The following is a 12,843-nucleotide window of genomic DNA, read 5'->3' as shown; positions in this document are numbered from 1 at the left end:
CGTGTGCCGGGCGGCATCACTCGGCGGCGCTGATAGCCCTTGCGCTGGCCACCTGGGCCGGGGCGAAATGGCAGGTGAACGTGCTGCCGTGGCCGGGCACGCTGCTGATCTCCATGCGTGCGCGATGGCGCAGCAACACATGTTTGACGATGGCCAGGCCCAGGCCGGTGCCGCCGGTGTTGGAGTTGCGGCTCGAGTCGACGCGGTAGAAGCGTTCGGTCAGGCGCGGCAGGTGCTTGCTGTCGATGCCGATCCCGGAATCCTGCACGCTCAGGTGCGCGCCCTGCTCGTCGCCCCACCAGCGAATGCGGATGTTGCCCTCGGCCGGGGTGTACTTGACCGCGTTGAACACCAGGTTGGAAAACGCACTGCGCAACTCCGCTTCGCTGCCCTTGAGCAGCACGCCGGCACTGGCTTGCAGCGTGATGTGCTGGTTCTTCGCGCCGGACAATTGCTGCGCGTCGCTGGTGATCGACTGCAATAGCGTGTCGATCTGCACGGGCTGGTTGTCCGACGGGTAATCGGTGGCCTCCAGTTTCGCCAGCAGCAGCAAGTCATTGAGCAGCGTCTGCATGCGCCCGCCCTGTTGCTGCATTTGTTGCAAGGCGCGGCTCCAGCGCGGATTCACTTCTTCGACATTGTCGAGCAGCGTTTCCAGATAGCCGCAGATCACCGTCAGCGGTGTGCGCAGTTCGTGAGAAACGTTGGCGATGAAGTCCTTGCGCATCTGTTCCAGCTGATGGATCCGCGTGACATCGCGCACCAGCATCAAGTGTTCGTTGTTGCCGTAGCGGGTCAGATACAGCTGGATGCGCACGCGATCATTGGTCGGCGAGGGGATTTCCAGCGGTTCGGCGAAGTTGTCCTGCTCGAAGTATTCCTTGAAGCGCGGATGGCGCACCAGGTTGGTCACCGGTTGGCCGCTGTCTTGTGGGGTCTTGAGGCCGAGCAGGGTTTCCGCGGCGCGGTTCCACCATTCCAGGTTGCCGTCGCTGTCGAGCATGATGACCGCGTCTTTCAGCGCGGCGGTGGACTCCTGCACCCGGTCGATCACCGCTTGCAGACGCCCGCGTACGCGTTGGTCGCGGCGTTGCAGGTGATAGATGCTGTCGAAAACCTCGCCCCACAGGCCGTAACCATCGGGCGGCGCTTCGTCGGGTTGGTGCTGGCGCAGCCATTCATGCAGACGCAGCAATTGCTTGAGCGTCCAGGCCAGGTAAAGACCCAGGCCCGCGGCGAGGCTCCAGCCGTAATAGCCGCTGATCAGGCCGACCACCAGGCAGGCGGTGACCAGCAACAGCATGTGGCGAATCAGAGTGCCATGCCAGTTTTGATTCACGGGGCGTCCTTAGCCGCAGCGTCAAGTTTCAAGCTACAAGCTGCAAGCCAGAGCGGCTCGCTTTTTCTTGCCGCTTGTAGCTGAAAACTTGCAGCTGCTTTTTATGCTTTGGTGGAGAAGCGGTAGCCGGTGCCGCGCACGGTTTGTACCAGATTTTCGTAGGCATCGCCGAGGGCCTTGCGCAGGCGGCGGATGTGCACGTCGACGGTGCGTTCTTCAACATAGACGTTGCCGCCCCAGACCTGATCGAGCAATTGGCCACGGGTGTAGGCGCGTTCCTGGTGGGTCATGAAGAATTGCAGCAGACGGTATTCGGTCGGGCCCATCTCGGCGGGTTTGCCGTCGATGGTCACGCGGTGGCTGATCGGGTCGAGCAACAGGCCGCCGACTTCGATCGGCGCTTCACCATCGGTCGGGCCGGCGCGGCGCAGCACGGCTTTGAGGCGGGCGACCAGCTCGCGCGGGGAAAACGGTTTGGTGATGTAATCGTCGGCGCCGACTTCCAGGCCCTGAATCTTGTTGTCCTCTTCGCCCTTGGCGGTGAGCATGATGATCGGGATGTCGCCGGTCAGCTCGTCACGCTTGAGGCGCCGGGCCAGCTCGATGCCGGAGGTGCCGGGCAGCATCCAGTCGAGCAGGATCAGGTCCGGCTTGCGATCAACGATGATGGCGTGGGCCTGCTGCGAGTTCTCTGCCTCGAGGCAGTCATAGCCGGCCATCTCCAATGCAACGGCGATCATTTCGCGAATGGGCGCTTCGTCGTCGACGATCAGAATGCTCCTGCCAACCATGCCTTAATCCTCTTGTCATTTAACTGTCTTGCGCCGCATTAGATAACGGAATTATTGCAGTCGTGTGACAGTATTTTAGTCGGGCGGCGATTATCGGGATCCTGGACTAAGCTCTAAGTCCGAACCTGACAACCACTCCGGAAGGTTTCCATGACTCAGATGACTGTTTGCTTGAAAGCACTGTTGCTGGCGGCTGCGCTGGCTCTGCCTGGACTGGCCATGGCGGCCGATCCGGCGATGGAAAAGGACGGCATGTTCACCGACCACAAGGGCATGACCCTGTACACATTCGCCAAGGATTCCGCTGGCAAGTCTGCCTGCAACGACAAATGCGCGGCGAACTGGCCGCCGTTGATGGCTGAGGCCGGCGATAAATCGATGGGCGACTGGACGGTGGTCAAGCGCGACGACGGCTCGATGCAGTGGGCCTATCAGGGTATGCCGCTGTATACCTTCGTCATGGACAAGAAAGCCGGCGACATGACCGGCGAGGGCAAAATGGACGGCGCCTGGAAAGTCGCCAAAGCCAAATAACCACGGTCCCCTTGTAGGAGTGAGCCTGCTCGCGATAGCGGTGTATCAGTCGGCATTTTCGTTAGCTGACACACCGCTATCGCGAGCAGGCTCACTCCTACAAGGATGTGCGTTCAGCGCAGTGCGTAATCCAGCACAATCCCGACAAAAATCGCCAACCCTGCCCAGTGGTTGTGCAAAAACGCCTTGAAGCAACGCATGCGGTCGCGATCTCGCGTGTACCAAAACTCCCACACATAACAGCCCGCCGCCACCAGCAAGCCGAGGTGGAACCACATGCCCAGCTCGAACTTCGACCCCGCCAGCATCAGGCAACCGAGCGACAGCGCCTGCAAGGTGAGGATGATCACCCGGTCCGCCTCGCCGAACAGAATCGCCGTGGACTTCACGCCAATCTTCAAATCGTCATCACGATCGGTCATCGCGTAATAGGTGTCGTAACCCACCGTCCACAGCAGGTTGGCGATCCACAGCAGCCACGCCGCCGCCGGCAGCTCGCCGGTCTCGGCGGTGAACGCCATCGGCATGCCCCAGGAAAACGCCGCGCCGAGCACCACCTGCGGGTAATAGGTGTAGCGCTTCATGAACGGGTAGGTGAACGCCAGCGCCAGCCCGCCCAGCGACAACCAGATGGTCGGTGCATTGGTGCACAACACCAGCAGAAAACTGATGCCCATGAGCACGGCAAAGAACACCAGTGCTTCCTTCGAGCTGATCTTGCCGCTGGCCAACGGTCGTTGCGCGGTGCGTTTGACGTGGCCGTCGACCTTGCGATCAGCCCAGTCGTTGATCACGCAGCCGCCGGCACGGGTCAGCACCACGCCGAGGACGAAGATGACAACGTTGGCCAGCGACGGCGAGCCTTTGCCGGCAATCCACAGCGCCCACAGCGTTGGCCACAGCAGCAGATAAATGCCGATCGGCTTGTCCATGCGCGTCAACTGAATGAAATCCCAGGCGCGCGGGTTCAAGCGGTTCAGCGACTTGAGCAGGCTCTGATACATCAGCAGTTCTCCGGATGGGCGCGGGCGGCGCGCCACAGGCTCGGCAGGAAAATTTCCGCGACCAGGACGCTCAGCGCGCCACGGTCGAAACGCGAACGCCGGCCCCACAGCTCGGGTGCTCGGTCGGCGGGCGGCAACCATTGTTCAGGGTAGTGGCAAACTTCGATGGCGCGGCGCTGGAACGCCTGATCGCAAAACAGCAATTCGCCCAGCGATCGGCTGCCCAGTTCGTCCATGTGCAGGCCGTCGCCCTGCAAGGCCGCGCGTGAAGCGACGCTGCGGGCAAACACCCAAGCCTCGCCATGACCGCGTAAATACACCTCGCGCACCCAGCCTTCGCTGCCTTCGGCCAGTTCCAGCGCCGCGCATTCATCGGCGCGCAGGGTGTCCCAGCCTTCAAACAACGGCGACACGCTGAAGCCATCGTTGGACAAACGGGTCAGGCGACGGGTCAGCGAACCTTCGTCGAACAACCAGTCGAGGGTCAACGAATCGGGGCAGGGCGTCAGGCGGTTCTGGGTCAGCCAGAGCGGGGCGGGGCAGGCATTTGAATGTTGCACAATGAGTCATTATTGGCCGCAAATGAGGCGGCGAGCTTACCATGGCAGATCACGATATTGATCGGCGCCGGCCGCCATTGCGCCGAACAGGCTTGCATCTGCCCGGCACCCTCAGTACAAAACGCCCTGAGCCGGATGGCAGCGCAACACCCATCGACCGTCCGCGCCGGCACTACGCCTGAACCCTGAGGAAGTACCTGAATGAAGAAGTGGCAATGTATCGTCTGCGGCCTGATCTATAACGAAGCCGACGGCTGGCCGGATGACGGCATCGCGCCGGGCACCCGCTGGGAAGACGTACCGGCAGACTGGCTGTGCCCCGACTGCGGCGTCGGCAAAATGGACTTCGAAATGATCGAAATCAACTGAGTACAACCAAGGAGTAAGGCATGAGCGCACCTGTCGTCATCATTGGCACCGGCCTGGCGGGCTACAACCTGGCCCGGGAGTTTCGCAAGCTCGACAGCGAAACCCCGCTGCTGTTGATTACCGCCGATGACGGCCGCTCTTACTCCAAGCCGATGCTCTCCACCGGTTTTGGCAAGAACAAGGACGCCGACGGCCTGAGCATGGCCGAACCGGGCGCCATGGCCGAGCAGTTGAACGCCGAAGTGCGCACGCACACGCGCGTCAGCGGCATCGACGCCGGCCACAAACGCCTGTGGATCGGCGAAGAAGCCGTACCTTATCGCGACCTGATTCTTGCCTGGGGCGCGGAAACCGTGCGCGTGCCGATCGAAGGCGATGGCGCTGACCGGGTGTTCCCGATCAACGATCTCGAAGATTACGCGCGCTTCCGTGCCGCATCGGCGGGCAAGCGCCGGGTGCTGTTGCTCGGGGCCGGGCTGATCGGCTGTGAGTTCGCCAATGACTTGATTCTCGGTGGCTACGAGGTACAGCTGGTCGCGCCGTGCGAACAAGTCATGCCGATGCTGCTGCATCCCGCTGCGGCGGCGGCCGTGCAGGCCGGGCTGGAAAGTATCGGGGCGAAGTTTCACCTCGGCCCGGTGCTGACCCGTCTGCAGAAAGTCGCCGGCGGTCTGGAAGCGCATCTGTCCGACGGTCAGGTCATCCCGTGCGACGTGGTGGTCTCGGCGATCGGCCTGCGTCCACGTATTGATCTGGCAGCGGCGGCCGGCGTGCAGGTCAATCGGGGCGTGGTGGTTGATCGCTACCTGAAAACCTCCCACGCCAACATCTTCGCCTTGGGCGATTGCGCCGAAGTCGACGGGCTCAATCTGCTCTACGTGATGCCGCTGATGAGCTGCGCACGTGCGCTGGCGCAAACCCTGGCGGGAAACCCTACGGCGGTGAGCTACGGCCCGATGCCGATCACCGTGAAAACCCCGGTGTGTCCGCTGGTGGTGTCGCCGCCGCCACGGGGCAGCGAAGGCGTCTGGAGCGTTGAAGGGCAGGGCGCCGATATCAAGGTTCTGTGCCACAGCGCCGACGGACAATTGCTCGGTTATGCCCTGACCGGTGCAGCGGTCATGGAAAAACTGGCCCTGAACAAACAGCTTCCGCCGCTGCTGGCGTAAATACCAGCCGTTCTGTCGCAATCGCCGCTCTTTTGCCCCGACAAAGGTCGTGGGGAGACTGGCGCCGCCGTTGGCGGCGTGCCATTCTCACTCCCGTCTGCCGCAGAGTAGAGCCTGCGGCGCCTTGGGCGCTGTTCCAACGAGAACAGCACGGACATAACAACAAAAAACCGTCAAAGGGGCTTCACTAATGCGTAAACCAGAACTCGCCGCTGCAATCGCTGAAAAAGCAGACCTGACCAAAGAACAGGCCAACCGCGTCCTCAACGCCGTCCTCGAAGAAATCACCGGCGCCCTGCACCGCAAGGACAGCGTGACGCTGGTCGGCTTCGGCACCTTCCTGCAACGCCACCGCGGTGCCCGCACCGGCAAAAACCCGCAAACCGGCGAACCGGTCAAGATCAAGGCCAGCAACACCGTGGCGTTCAAGCCAGGCAAATCGTTGAAAGACAGCGTTAATCCATAATTGCGGCGTACTCCCCGGACGGGGAGAACCGCAAGGAAAAATGGGCATATCGATTGCGGTCGAATGCCCATTTTTTATGTGTGCGGATTAAGCCAGACATGCAGTCACTGTTCTGCCCTTTATACCCAGCGACGCATCGGTGGGTTATTCGCCGTCGCCAGATGCGTTCGAAATACGCGTATATATAAAGGCCATCATAATGATGGCACTTTTATAGTTATCGATTGTCTCGCCGCGTTTTGTTGAAACAATACCGAAATCTTTCGGAATCATCCTACATCCGGATTTTGCAAATACCGTCATGCTCTGCCCGGATCCTGATTGCCGTTTTTCCGTATGTCTCATGGATTTGGTACGCCCGCTCTAAATCAGGCTTTTCAGGCATCCTCCGGGTCGATCGGCTTAAAAAATGGGGGTAGGGGATTCCCTGACGGAATATAGGGAAACCTCCTACAACAAACAAAGAACACTTCGTCTTGTTGTTTAATCGGATGCTTGCTAGTGGCCATCATTGTGATTACGATGCGCCCACTTGAAAGAGCACATCTCAATTGGATGAGTCGCATAACTGCTCTTCGATACTGTCCCGCGTCGCTGCAATTCCCTTTGCGCGCATGACTGTAATCCTTAATAAAGGCCATGGATGTCCTACTCAAGCAAACTTTCCGCCCATTACCTCGAACTCGCCAAAGTCTCTGTTTCCAAAGAGAATTTCGCGGGCGAAGACGTTCGTTTTTCGAGCGAATTCGAGGCGCTGGAAAGTGAGCTGGCCAAGGCTTCGTCGATGCACGAAAGCGGGCAGATCGACTGGCTTAAAATCCGCGAAAACAGCGAAAATCTGCTGCGTACCCAGTCCAAGGATCTGCGTGTCGGCGCCTGGCTGACCTGGTCGCTGTACCAGCGTGAATCCTTCCCCGGGCTGCTCGCCGGCCTCGGTCTGTTGCACCATTTGTCGGAAAATCACTGGGCCGACGTTCACCCGCTCAAACCCCGCACCCGTGCCGCCGCGATCGGCTGGCTGGTGCCGCGTCTCGAGCAGGTCATTACCGAAAACATTGCGATCAAAGAACAGTTGCCGATGTTCCGGCAGCTGTCCGAGCACCTGGCCGGTCTGGAAGCAGCCTGCACTGAACATCTGGGCGATGACGCGCCGCTGCTGCTGCCGATCTCCCGTCGCCTGAAAACCATGATCCAGCGCGCCGCTGACAACCAGCCGGCCCCCGGCGTGGTCGGTGCGGCGGTAGCGCAGGTCAAGCAGGCAGCGAGCCAGTTGCTCACCCCCGGCGCGCCGATCGACAACGAGCGAGACGCGCACAAAGCCCTGCGCGCCCAGCAGGAGAGCGCCCGCCCACTGTGTGCCTGGTGGCTGAAACAGAAGGCCACCGACCTGCGCGCCCTGCGCCTCAATCGCACACTGCTGTGGATGACCATCGACGCGGTGCCCGAGCGTAACGCCGAGCAGATCACCGTGTTGCGCGGCCTGCCGCTGGAGAAGCTCAAGCTCTACCAGGACCGTTTCGATCAGGGCAAATACGCCGACCTGCTGGTGGAACTGGAGGCGAGCCTGGCGAAGGCGCCGTTCTGGTTCGATGGCCAGAGGATGGTCTGGGAATGTCTCCAGAACCTCAACGCCGAGCTGGCCATGCGCGAAGTGGAAATCCACTTCGCGCTTTTGATTCAGCGCCTGCCGGGCATCATCGAGTTGCGCTTCCATGACGGCGCGCCGTTTGCCGATCCGTCCACACGGGCGTGGATCGCTGCCAACGTCATGCCGCACCTGCAAAGCGCCAGCGCGCCGCGCAAGGTCGAAAGCGAGAACGTCGAAACCCAGCCGGCCTGGGAAAAAGCCGTCGAGGAAGTCCAGCCGATTCTGCGCAAGGAAGGTTTGAAGCCTGCCGTGCAGATCCTCAAGCAGGGTTTGCAATCGGCCCACGGTGGCCGCGAACGCTTCTTCTGGCAGTTCGCGCTCGCGCGGCTGTGCTTCCTGGCCAAGAAATACGAACTGGCCAAGAACCAGCTGGAAACCCTCGATCAGACATTACTGGACTCAGGCCTGCACGCCTGGGAGCCCGATCTTGCATTGCAAGTGCTGCACCTGCTGCACAGTTGCTGCGAGTTGTTGCCGCAGAACCATGCCGTACGTGAACGCAAGGAAGAGATTTATCGCAGGCTGTGCCACCTCGACCTCGAAGTGGTACTCGAATAGGCCCCAGGGCCACAACCGCAAGGAGAAAAGCCATGGCCAAAGAAGGCTCGGTAGCCCCCAAGGAACGCATCAACGTCACCTTCAAACCCGCCACCGGCGGTGCTCAGGAAGAGATTGAACTGCCGCTGAAGCTGCTGGCAATCGGTGACTACACCCACCGCAAGGACGATCGCAAAATCGAAGATCGCAAGCCGATCAGCATCGACAAGATGACCTTCGACGAAGTGTTGGCCAAGCAAGAGCTGGGTCTGACGCTGAGCGTGCCGAACCGTCTGCAGGAAGATGGCGAGGCCGACGAGCTGGCCGTGCAACTGCGCGTCAATTCGATGAAGGACTTCAACCCGGCCAGCCTGGTCGAGCAAGTGCCTGAGCTGAAAAAACTGATGGAACTGCGCGATGCGCTGGTGGCCCTCAAAGGCCCGCTGGGTAACGCACCTGCGTTCCGTAAAGCCATCGAAGGCGTGCTCGCCGACGACGAATCCCGCGGTCGCGTACTCGGTGAGCTGGGCCTGAACGCCGCAGCCCCGGACGCTTGAGACTCCAGTAGCCAAGGAAGCCAACACAATGAGCACTAGCGCAGCACAAGAGAAGAGCGCCGCCAGCGGCGAATACAGCATTCTCGACAGCATCATCGCCGAAACCCGTCTGACGCCTGACGACGAAGCCTACGACATCGCCAAGCGTGGCGTGTCGGCTTTCATCGAAGAGCTGCTCAAGCCGCAGAACAACGGTGAGCCGGTCAAGAAGGCCATGGTTGACCGCATGATCGCCGAGATCGATGCCAAGCTCAGCCGTCAGATGGACGAAATCCTGCACCACCCGGATTTCCAGGCGCTGGAATCGTCGTGGCGTGGCCTGCAGTTGCTGGTCGACCGCACCAATTTCCGCGAAAACATCAAGATCGAAATCCTCAACGTCTCCAAAGAAGACCTGCTGGACGATTTCGAAGATTCGCCGGAAGTCATGCAATCCGGCCTGTACAAGCACATCTACACCGCTGAATACGGCCAGTTCGGTGGTCAGCCGGTTGGCGCGATCATCGCCAACTACTACATGTCGCCAAGCTCGCCAGACGTCAAGCTGATGCAGTACGTGGCCAGCGTTTCGTGCATGTCCCACGCGCCGTTCATCGCTGCTGCCGGCCCGAAATTCTTCGGCCTGGAAAGCTTCACCGGCCTGCCGGATCTGAAAGATCTGAAAGACCACTTCGAAGGCCCGCAATTCGCCAAATGGCAGAGCTTCCGTACTTCGGAAGACTCGCGTTACGTTGGCCTGACCGTGCCGCGTTTCCTGTTGCGTAACCCGTACGATCCGGAAGAAAACCCGGTCAAATCGTTCGTGTACAAGGAAACCGTTGCCAACAGCCACGAGCACTACCTGTGGGGTAACACGGCCTACGCGTTCGGCACCAAGCTGACCGACAGCTTCGCCAAATTCCGCTGGTGCCCGAACATCATCGGCCCGCAGAGCGGTGGCGCGGTTGAAGACCTGCCGTTGCACCATTTCGAAAGCATGGGCGAAATCGAAACCAAGATTCCTACCGAAGTTTTGGTCAGCGACCGTCGTGAATACGAACTGGCCGAGGAAGGCTTCATCTCCCTGACCATGCGCAAAGGCTCCGACAACGCGGCGTTCTTCTCCGCAAGCTCGGTGCAGAAGCCGAAGTTCTTCGGCATCAGCGCAGAAGGCAAGGCCGCTGAGCTGAACTACAAGCTCGGCACCCAACTGCCGTACATGATGATCGTCAACCGCCTGGCTCACTACTTGAAAGTGCTGCAGCGCGAGCAACTCGGTTCGTGGAAAGAGCGTACCGACCTCGAGCTGGAACTGAACAAGTGGATCCGTCAGTACGTTGCCGACCAGGAAAACCCGAGCGCCGAAGTCCGTGGCCGTCGTCCGCTGCGCGCTGCGCAAGTGATCGTCAGCGACGTTGAAGGCGAGCCGGGCTGGTACCGCGTGAGCTTGAACGTGCGTCCGCACTTCAAGTACATGGGTGCCGATTTCACCCTGTCGCTGGTTGGCAAGCTGGACAAAGAGTAAGAGCGACTCATGGACGGATACGGCAGCCTGTTCGAACGCCTCAACGGCGACGCACAACTACGCAATGGCAAGAGCCTCGAGGTTTGCGCCATGGCGTCGGTGGCTGCCCATCTGGCAAAAATGCTCAGCACCCGGGCCGGCAGCGTGCAAACGCTGGCCGACTACGGGTTGCCCGATCTCAATGACATGCGCCTGAGCCTGCACGACTCCCTGAGTCAGGCCCGCCTGGCCATCGAAAGCTTCATCGAAGCCTACGAGCCGCGTCTCAGCAACGTGCGTGTCATTTCCCTGCCGCGTGACCACGATCAGCTCCGCCTGGCCTTCAGTATCGAAGGCCTGCTGGAAATCGAGGGTTTCAAGCGTCAGGTCAGTTTTTCCGCGCGCCTGGATGGCAGCGGTCAAGTCAAGGTCACCTAAGGAGATCCCCGATGTCTGGCAAACCCGCAGCACGCGTATCCGACCCTACCGCTTGCCCACTTCCAGGCCACGGTACCAACCCGATCGCCGCCGGTTCCGGCGACGTGTTCTTCGACGGCCTCGCGGCCGCCCGCCAAGGCGATGCCTCGGTGTGTGGTGGTGCGATGGTCGGCGATCTTGCCACTACCGTTTTGATCAACGGCAAGCCGGCTGCGACAGTAGGTTCGGTTGGATCTCACGGCAACAAGGTCACGGCAGGTTCCGGGACGGTGATTATTGGCAATTCGCATACGCCGGCGCCGTTTGTGCCGCCGTTGCCGGTGGAGATCAAATGGCCGTTTAACGAGCACTACGTCATCAATTGTCAGGACTCCGGGAGGCCACTGGCGGGAGTGGCATACAGTTTCAAAACAGCCTCGGGGAAAGTTATCAGTGGAGTCACGGGAGCCGACGGGAAGACGCAAAAAATCTCGTCCTCTATAGCGGAGTCCTATGAGTTGATTATTGAACAGCAATCTGAAGTCGTAATTGGATAAAAGGATTTTGTTATGACGGATACGAAAATAGCATCAAGTCTGACGCCGGCCAGTAACCAAACTGGTAAGTCTGCAGCTGTCCGTCAATTCAAAATCTCAGATATACCTGATGCGATGGATAAGATGAAATGGCCAGTTGCTGCGAAGCTTATGCGCCACTGGTTTGATGGCAAACCATGGCCAACTGCCGATGGTGCGATGAGTAAAGAGGTCAAAGACCATATTGCTCTTGCTGACATCGCCTACGTAAATGACACCATCGTAAAAATGGACTGGTTGAAGCAGTTTGAACCTGCGAAAACTGTCATTGAAGAGCTTAAGTCTGCTTGGGATAATACTGCAGGTCGTAATAATATAAGCAAGAAGATTAAAGATAAGTATCTTGGCTCGGCACCGGGTGTCTATCCTTTTAAGTTTACGAGCGCTAGGAAGGTTGAAGAGTTTGGATACAGTAATAATCGAGCAGTTAAATTCGGTCTGATAGAGAAGACTGATGAGTTGCGAGCTGCGCTGGCAAACTTTAACATCCGCGTATTTCCAGAAGGAAAACTGGTGATTTCCGTAGACAGCATTCAGCTGTTTGTGGAACGAATTGGGTTTTATGCTGAGGACGCCTATGACTTCAATGACGCACCGGATGACAATTTCAGTCAGCCATTGGGGTTCTGGAACTTTGATGGTATAGCCAACCCTGCCTATGCGGCCACCGCAAATGCCGGTGCGGCGCAGATGAAGTCAGACATCGCTTCAAACCCCTATATCAGTGCGAAAGATTCTCAGGCGATGTTTAGGGAAATAGAAAACTCGCGTTATTTCTATATTACGAATTCTCACTTTGTAAAATATCGGACGGAATTTAAAAAAGGCGGTGATTTCCAGGTTTTGTCTGATGTCCAATATCAAAGCGTTCCCACGACAGTTATTAATGTTTGGAATAAATGATGCGCATTTTTACTCATCTACAATCCGCTGTCGAACTGGGTGTGGCGAAAAAATGACTACGCTTAAAAAGAAGTGGCTAGTGCCTATCAGTTTGCTCTTGGTGTTGATTGCATTGCTCGTTTATTGCGTGAGCGCAATGCTAGGCTATCCTGCAAGTACAACTACAGCTAGTCCCTCGGGCCGCTACACAATTGAGAATGTGCGTGTCGGCAGGATCTTCATGCTTGGGGGTATGGCGTATTTAAGAATTATCGATTCAAAAGAGCCAGAAAAGGTATATCGAACCCCGCTGTATGATACTCAGTCATTGGATATGCGCACATTCGAAGATGATGCCGAGGTTGGAATTACTTGGATCGCCTTCGAGAAGAAAGATAAGGCTTTTGTAATTTCCATGCCGCAATGGGAAGAAAACTGGCTGAATATTTTCATCAGTAATACACCCTACGAGATTCTGGAAAACTGATAGC

The 12,843-nt window shown here is 58.6% G+C and carries 16 protein-coding genes; 12 read left to right on the top strand and 4 right to left on the bottom strand.

Annotated features, from left to right (window positions below):
- Positions 1 to 16: 16 nt before the first annotated feature.
- Positions 17 to 1,303, bottom strand: coding sequence for a phosphate regulon sensor histidine kinase PhoR (phoR, locus tag HU765_RS05320; protein ID WP_189663955.1), 1,287 nt, complete (start codon positions 1,301 to 1,303; stop codon positions 17 to 19).
- 137 nt (positions 1,304 to 1,440) lie between these two features.
- Positions 1,441 to 2,130 (bottom strand): phosphate regulon transcriptional regulator PhoB, encoded by a 690-nt coding sequence (gene phoB / locus HU765_RS05315; protein ID WP_007896474.1) that lies wholly within the window; start codon positions 2,128 to 2,130, stop codon positions 1,441 to 1,443.
- A 150-nt stretch (positions 2,131 to 2,280) separates the two neighbouring features.
- Here phoB and HU765_RS05310 point away from each other — a divergent pair, with 150 nt between their 5' ends.
- Complete coding sequence (locus HU765_RS05310) at positions 2,281 to 2,664, top strand: hypothetical protein (RefSeq protein WP_186619291.1); 384 nt, start codon at positions 2,281 to 2,283, stop codon at positions 2,662 to 2,664.
- Between the two features lie 113 nt (positions 2,665 to 2,777).
- Here the strand turns inward: HU765_RS05310 and ubiA are convergent, their stop codons facing one another.
- On the bottom strand, positions 2,778 to 3,668 hold the full coding sequence (ubiA, locus tag HU765_RS05305; RefSeq protein ID WP_186619290.1) for a 4-hydroxybenzoate octaprenyltransferase: 891 nt from the start codon (positions 3,666 to 3,668) through the stop codon (positions 2,778 to 2,780).
- Positions 3,668 to 4,228, bottom strand: a complete 561-nt coding sequence (locus HU765_RS05300) for a chorismate lyase (RefSeq protein WP_186619289.1) — start codon at positions 4,226 to 4,228, stop codon at positions 3,668 to 3,670. Before HU765_RS05300 ends, ubiA begins: the two co-directional genes overlap by 1 nt.
- A 41-nt stretch (positions 4,229 to 4,269) precedes the next feature.
- Here HU765_RS05300 and HU765_RS05295 point away from each other — a divergent pair, with 41 nt between their 5' ends.
- The 11 genes from HU765_RS05295 to HU765_RS05245 all read left to right on the top strand — a co-directional run bounded on the left by HU765_RS05295 (position 4,270) and on the right by HU765_RS05245 (position 12,839).
- Positions 4,270 to 4,410, top strand: coding sequence for a hypothetical protein (locus tag HU765_RS05295; protein WP_186546115.1), 141 nt, complete (start codon positions 4,270 to 4,272; stop codon positions 4,408 to 4,410).
- Between the two features lie 19 nt (positions 4,411 to 4,429).
- A complete protein-coding gene (locus tag HU765_RS05290) occupies positions 4,430 to 4,597 on the top strand; it encodes a rubredoxin (RefSeq protein WP_003177199.1) in 168 nt (55 codons plus the stop codon).
- Positions 4,598 to 4,617: 20 nt separating this feature from the next.
- A complete protein-coding gene (locus HU765_RS05285) occupies positions 4,618 to 5,766 on the top strand; it encodes an FAD-dependent oxidoreductase (protein ID WP_186619288.1) in 1,149 nt (382 codons plus the stop codon).
- 190 nt (positions 5,767 to 5,956) lie between these two features.
- Positions 5,957 to 6,232: an HU family DNA-binding protein gene (locus tag HU765_RS05280; RefSeq protein ID WP_003213368.1), complete on the top strand. Its 276-nt coding sequence runs from the start codon at positions 5,957 to 5,959 to the stop codon at positions 6,230 to 6,232.
- 643 nt (positions 6,233 to 6,875) lie between these two features.
- Positions 6,876 to 8,438: a type VI secretion system protein TssA gene (tssA, locus tag HU765_RS05275; RefSeq protein WP_186619287.1), complete on the top strand. Its 1,563-nt coding sequence runs from the start codon at positions 6,876 to 6,878 to the stop codon at positions 8,436 to 8,438.
- A 32-nt stretch (positions 8,439 to 8,470) separates the two neighbouring features.
- On the top strand, positions 8,471 to 8,974 hold the full coding sequence (gene tssB / locus HU765_RS05270; RefSeq protein WP_003229587.1) for a type VI secretion system contractile sheath small subunit: 504 nt from the start codon (positions 8,471 to 8,473) through the stop codon (positions 8,972 to 8,974).
- A 28-nt stretch (positions 8,975 to 9,002) separates the two neighbouring features.
- Positions 9,003 to 10,478, top strand: a complete 1,476-nt coding sequence (gene tssC / locus HU765_RS05265; protein WP_016772499.1) for a type VI secretion system contractile sheath large subunit — start codon at positions 9,003 to 9,005, stop codon at positions 10,476 to 10,478.
- 9 nt (positions 10,479 to 10,487) lie between these two features.
- Positions 10,488 to 10,895: a type VI secretion system baseplate subunit TssE gene (gene tssE, locus HU765_RS05260; protein WP_186531084.1), complete on the top strand. Its 408-nt coding sequence runs from the start codon at positions 10,488 to 10,490 to the stop codon at positions 10,893 to 10,895.
- Positions 10,896 to 10,906: 11 nt separating this feature from the next.
- Positions 10,907 to 11,431: a PAAR domain-containing protein gene (locus tag HU765_RS05255; protein WP_186619286.1), complete on the top strand. Its 525-nt coding sequence runs from the start codon at positions 10,907 to 10,909 to the stop codon at positions 11,429 to 11,431.
- Positions 11,432 to 11,443: 12 nt separating this feature from the next.
- Complete coding sequence (locus HU765_RS05250; protein ID WP_186531080.1) at positions 11,444 to 12,373, top strand: DUF6402 family protein; 930 nt, start codon at positions 11,444 to 11,446, stop codon at positions 12,371 to 12,373.
- Positions 12,321 to 12,839, top strand: a complete 519-nt coding sequence (locus HU765_RS05245) for a hypothetical protein (RefSeq protein WP_186531078.1) — start codon at positions 12,321 to 12,323, stop codon at positions 12,837 to 12,839. The genes HU765_RS05250 and HU765_RS05245 overlap by 53 nt, the downstream gene beginning before the upstream one ends.
- The last annotated feature ends 4 nt before the right edge of the window (positions 12,840 to 12,843 follow it).

Origin of the sequence: Pseudomonas sp. SWRI81, assembly GCF_014268545.1 — a bacterium.
GTDB classification, from domain to species: domain Bacteria; phylum Pseudomonadota; class Gammaproteobacteria; order Pseudomonadales; family Pseudomonadaceae; genus Aquipseudomonas; species Aquipseudomonas hamedanensis.
Note: the sequence above shows the minus strand (reverse complement) of the source record. Positions and strands in the feature narration are given on the sequence as shown.

Coding starts and splice junctions, on each gene's coding strand:
- phoR (WP_189663955.1), bottom strand. CDS start 1,303: ATGCTGTTGCTGGTCACCGCCTGCCTGGTGGTCGGCCTGATCAGCGGC.
- phoB (WP_007896474.1), bottom strand. CDS start 2,130: ATGGTTGGCAGGAGCATTCTGATCGTCGACGACGAAGCGCCCATTCGC.
- HU765_RS05310 (WP_186619291.1), top strand. CDS start 2,281: ATGACTCAGATGACTGTTTGCTTGAAAGCACTGTTGCTGGCGGCTGCG.
- ubiA (WP_186619290.1), bottom strand. CDS start 3,668: ATGTATCAGAGCCTGCTCAAGTCGCTGAACCGCTTGAACCCGCGCGCC.
- HU765_RS05295 (WP_186546115.1), top strand. CDS start 4,270: ATGGCAGATCACGATATTGATCGGCGCCGGCCGCCATTGCGCCGAACA.
- HU765_RS05290 (WP_003177199.1), top strand. CDS start 4,430: ATGAAGAAGTGGCAATGTATCGTCTGCGGCCTGATCTATAACGAAGCC.
- HU765_RS05285 (WP_186619288.1), top strand. CDS start 4,618: ATGAGCGCACCTGTCGTCATCATTGGCACCGGCCTGGCGGGCTACAAC.
- HU765_RS05280 (WP_003213368.1), top strand. CDS start 5,957: ATGCGTAAACCAGAACTCGCCGCTGCAATCGCTGAAAAAGCAGACCTG.
- tssA (WP_186619287.1), top strand. CDS start 6,876: ATGTCCTACTCAAGCAAACTTTCCGCCCATTACCTCGAACTCGCCAAA.
- tssB (WP_003229587.1), top strand. CDS start 8,471: ATGGCCAAAGAAGGCTCGGTAGCCCCCAAGGAACGCATCAACGTCACC.
- tssC (WP_016772499.1), top strand. CDS start 9,003: ATGAGCACTAGCGCAGCACAAGAGAAGAGCGCCGCCAGCGGCGAATAC.
- tssE (WP_186531084.1), top strand. CDS start 10,488: ATGGACGGATACGGCAGCCTGTTCGAACGCCTCAACGGCGACGCACAA.
- HU765_RS05255 (WP_186619286.1), top strand. CDS start 10,907: ATGTCTGGCAAACCCGCAGCACGCGTATCCGACCCTACCGCTTGCCCA.
- HU765_RS05250 (WP_186531080.1), top strand. CDS start 11,444: ATGACGGATACGAAAATAGCATCAAGTCTGACGCCGGCCAGTAACCAA.
- HU765_RS05245 (WP_186531078.1), top strand. CDS start 12,321: ATGTCCAATATCAAAGCGTTCCCACGACAGTTATTAATGTTTGGAATA.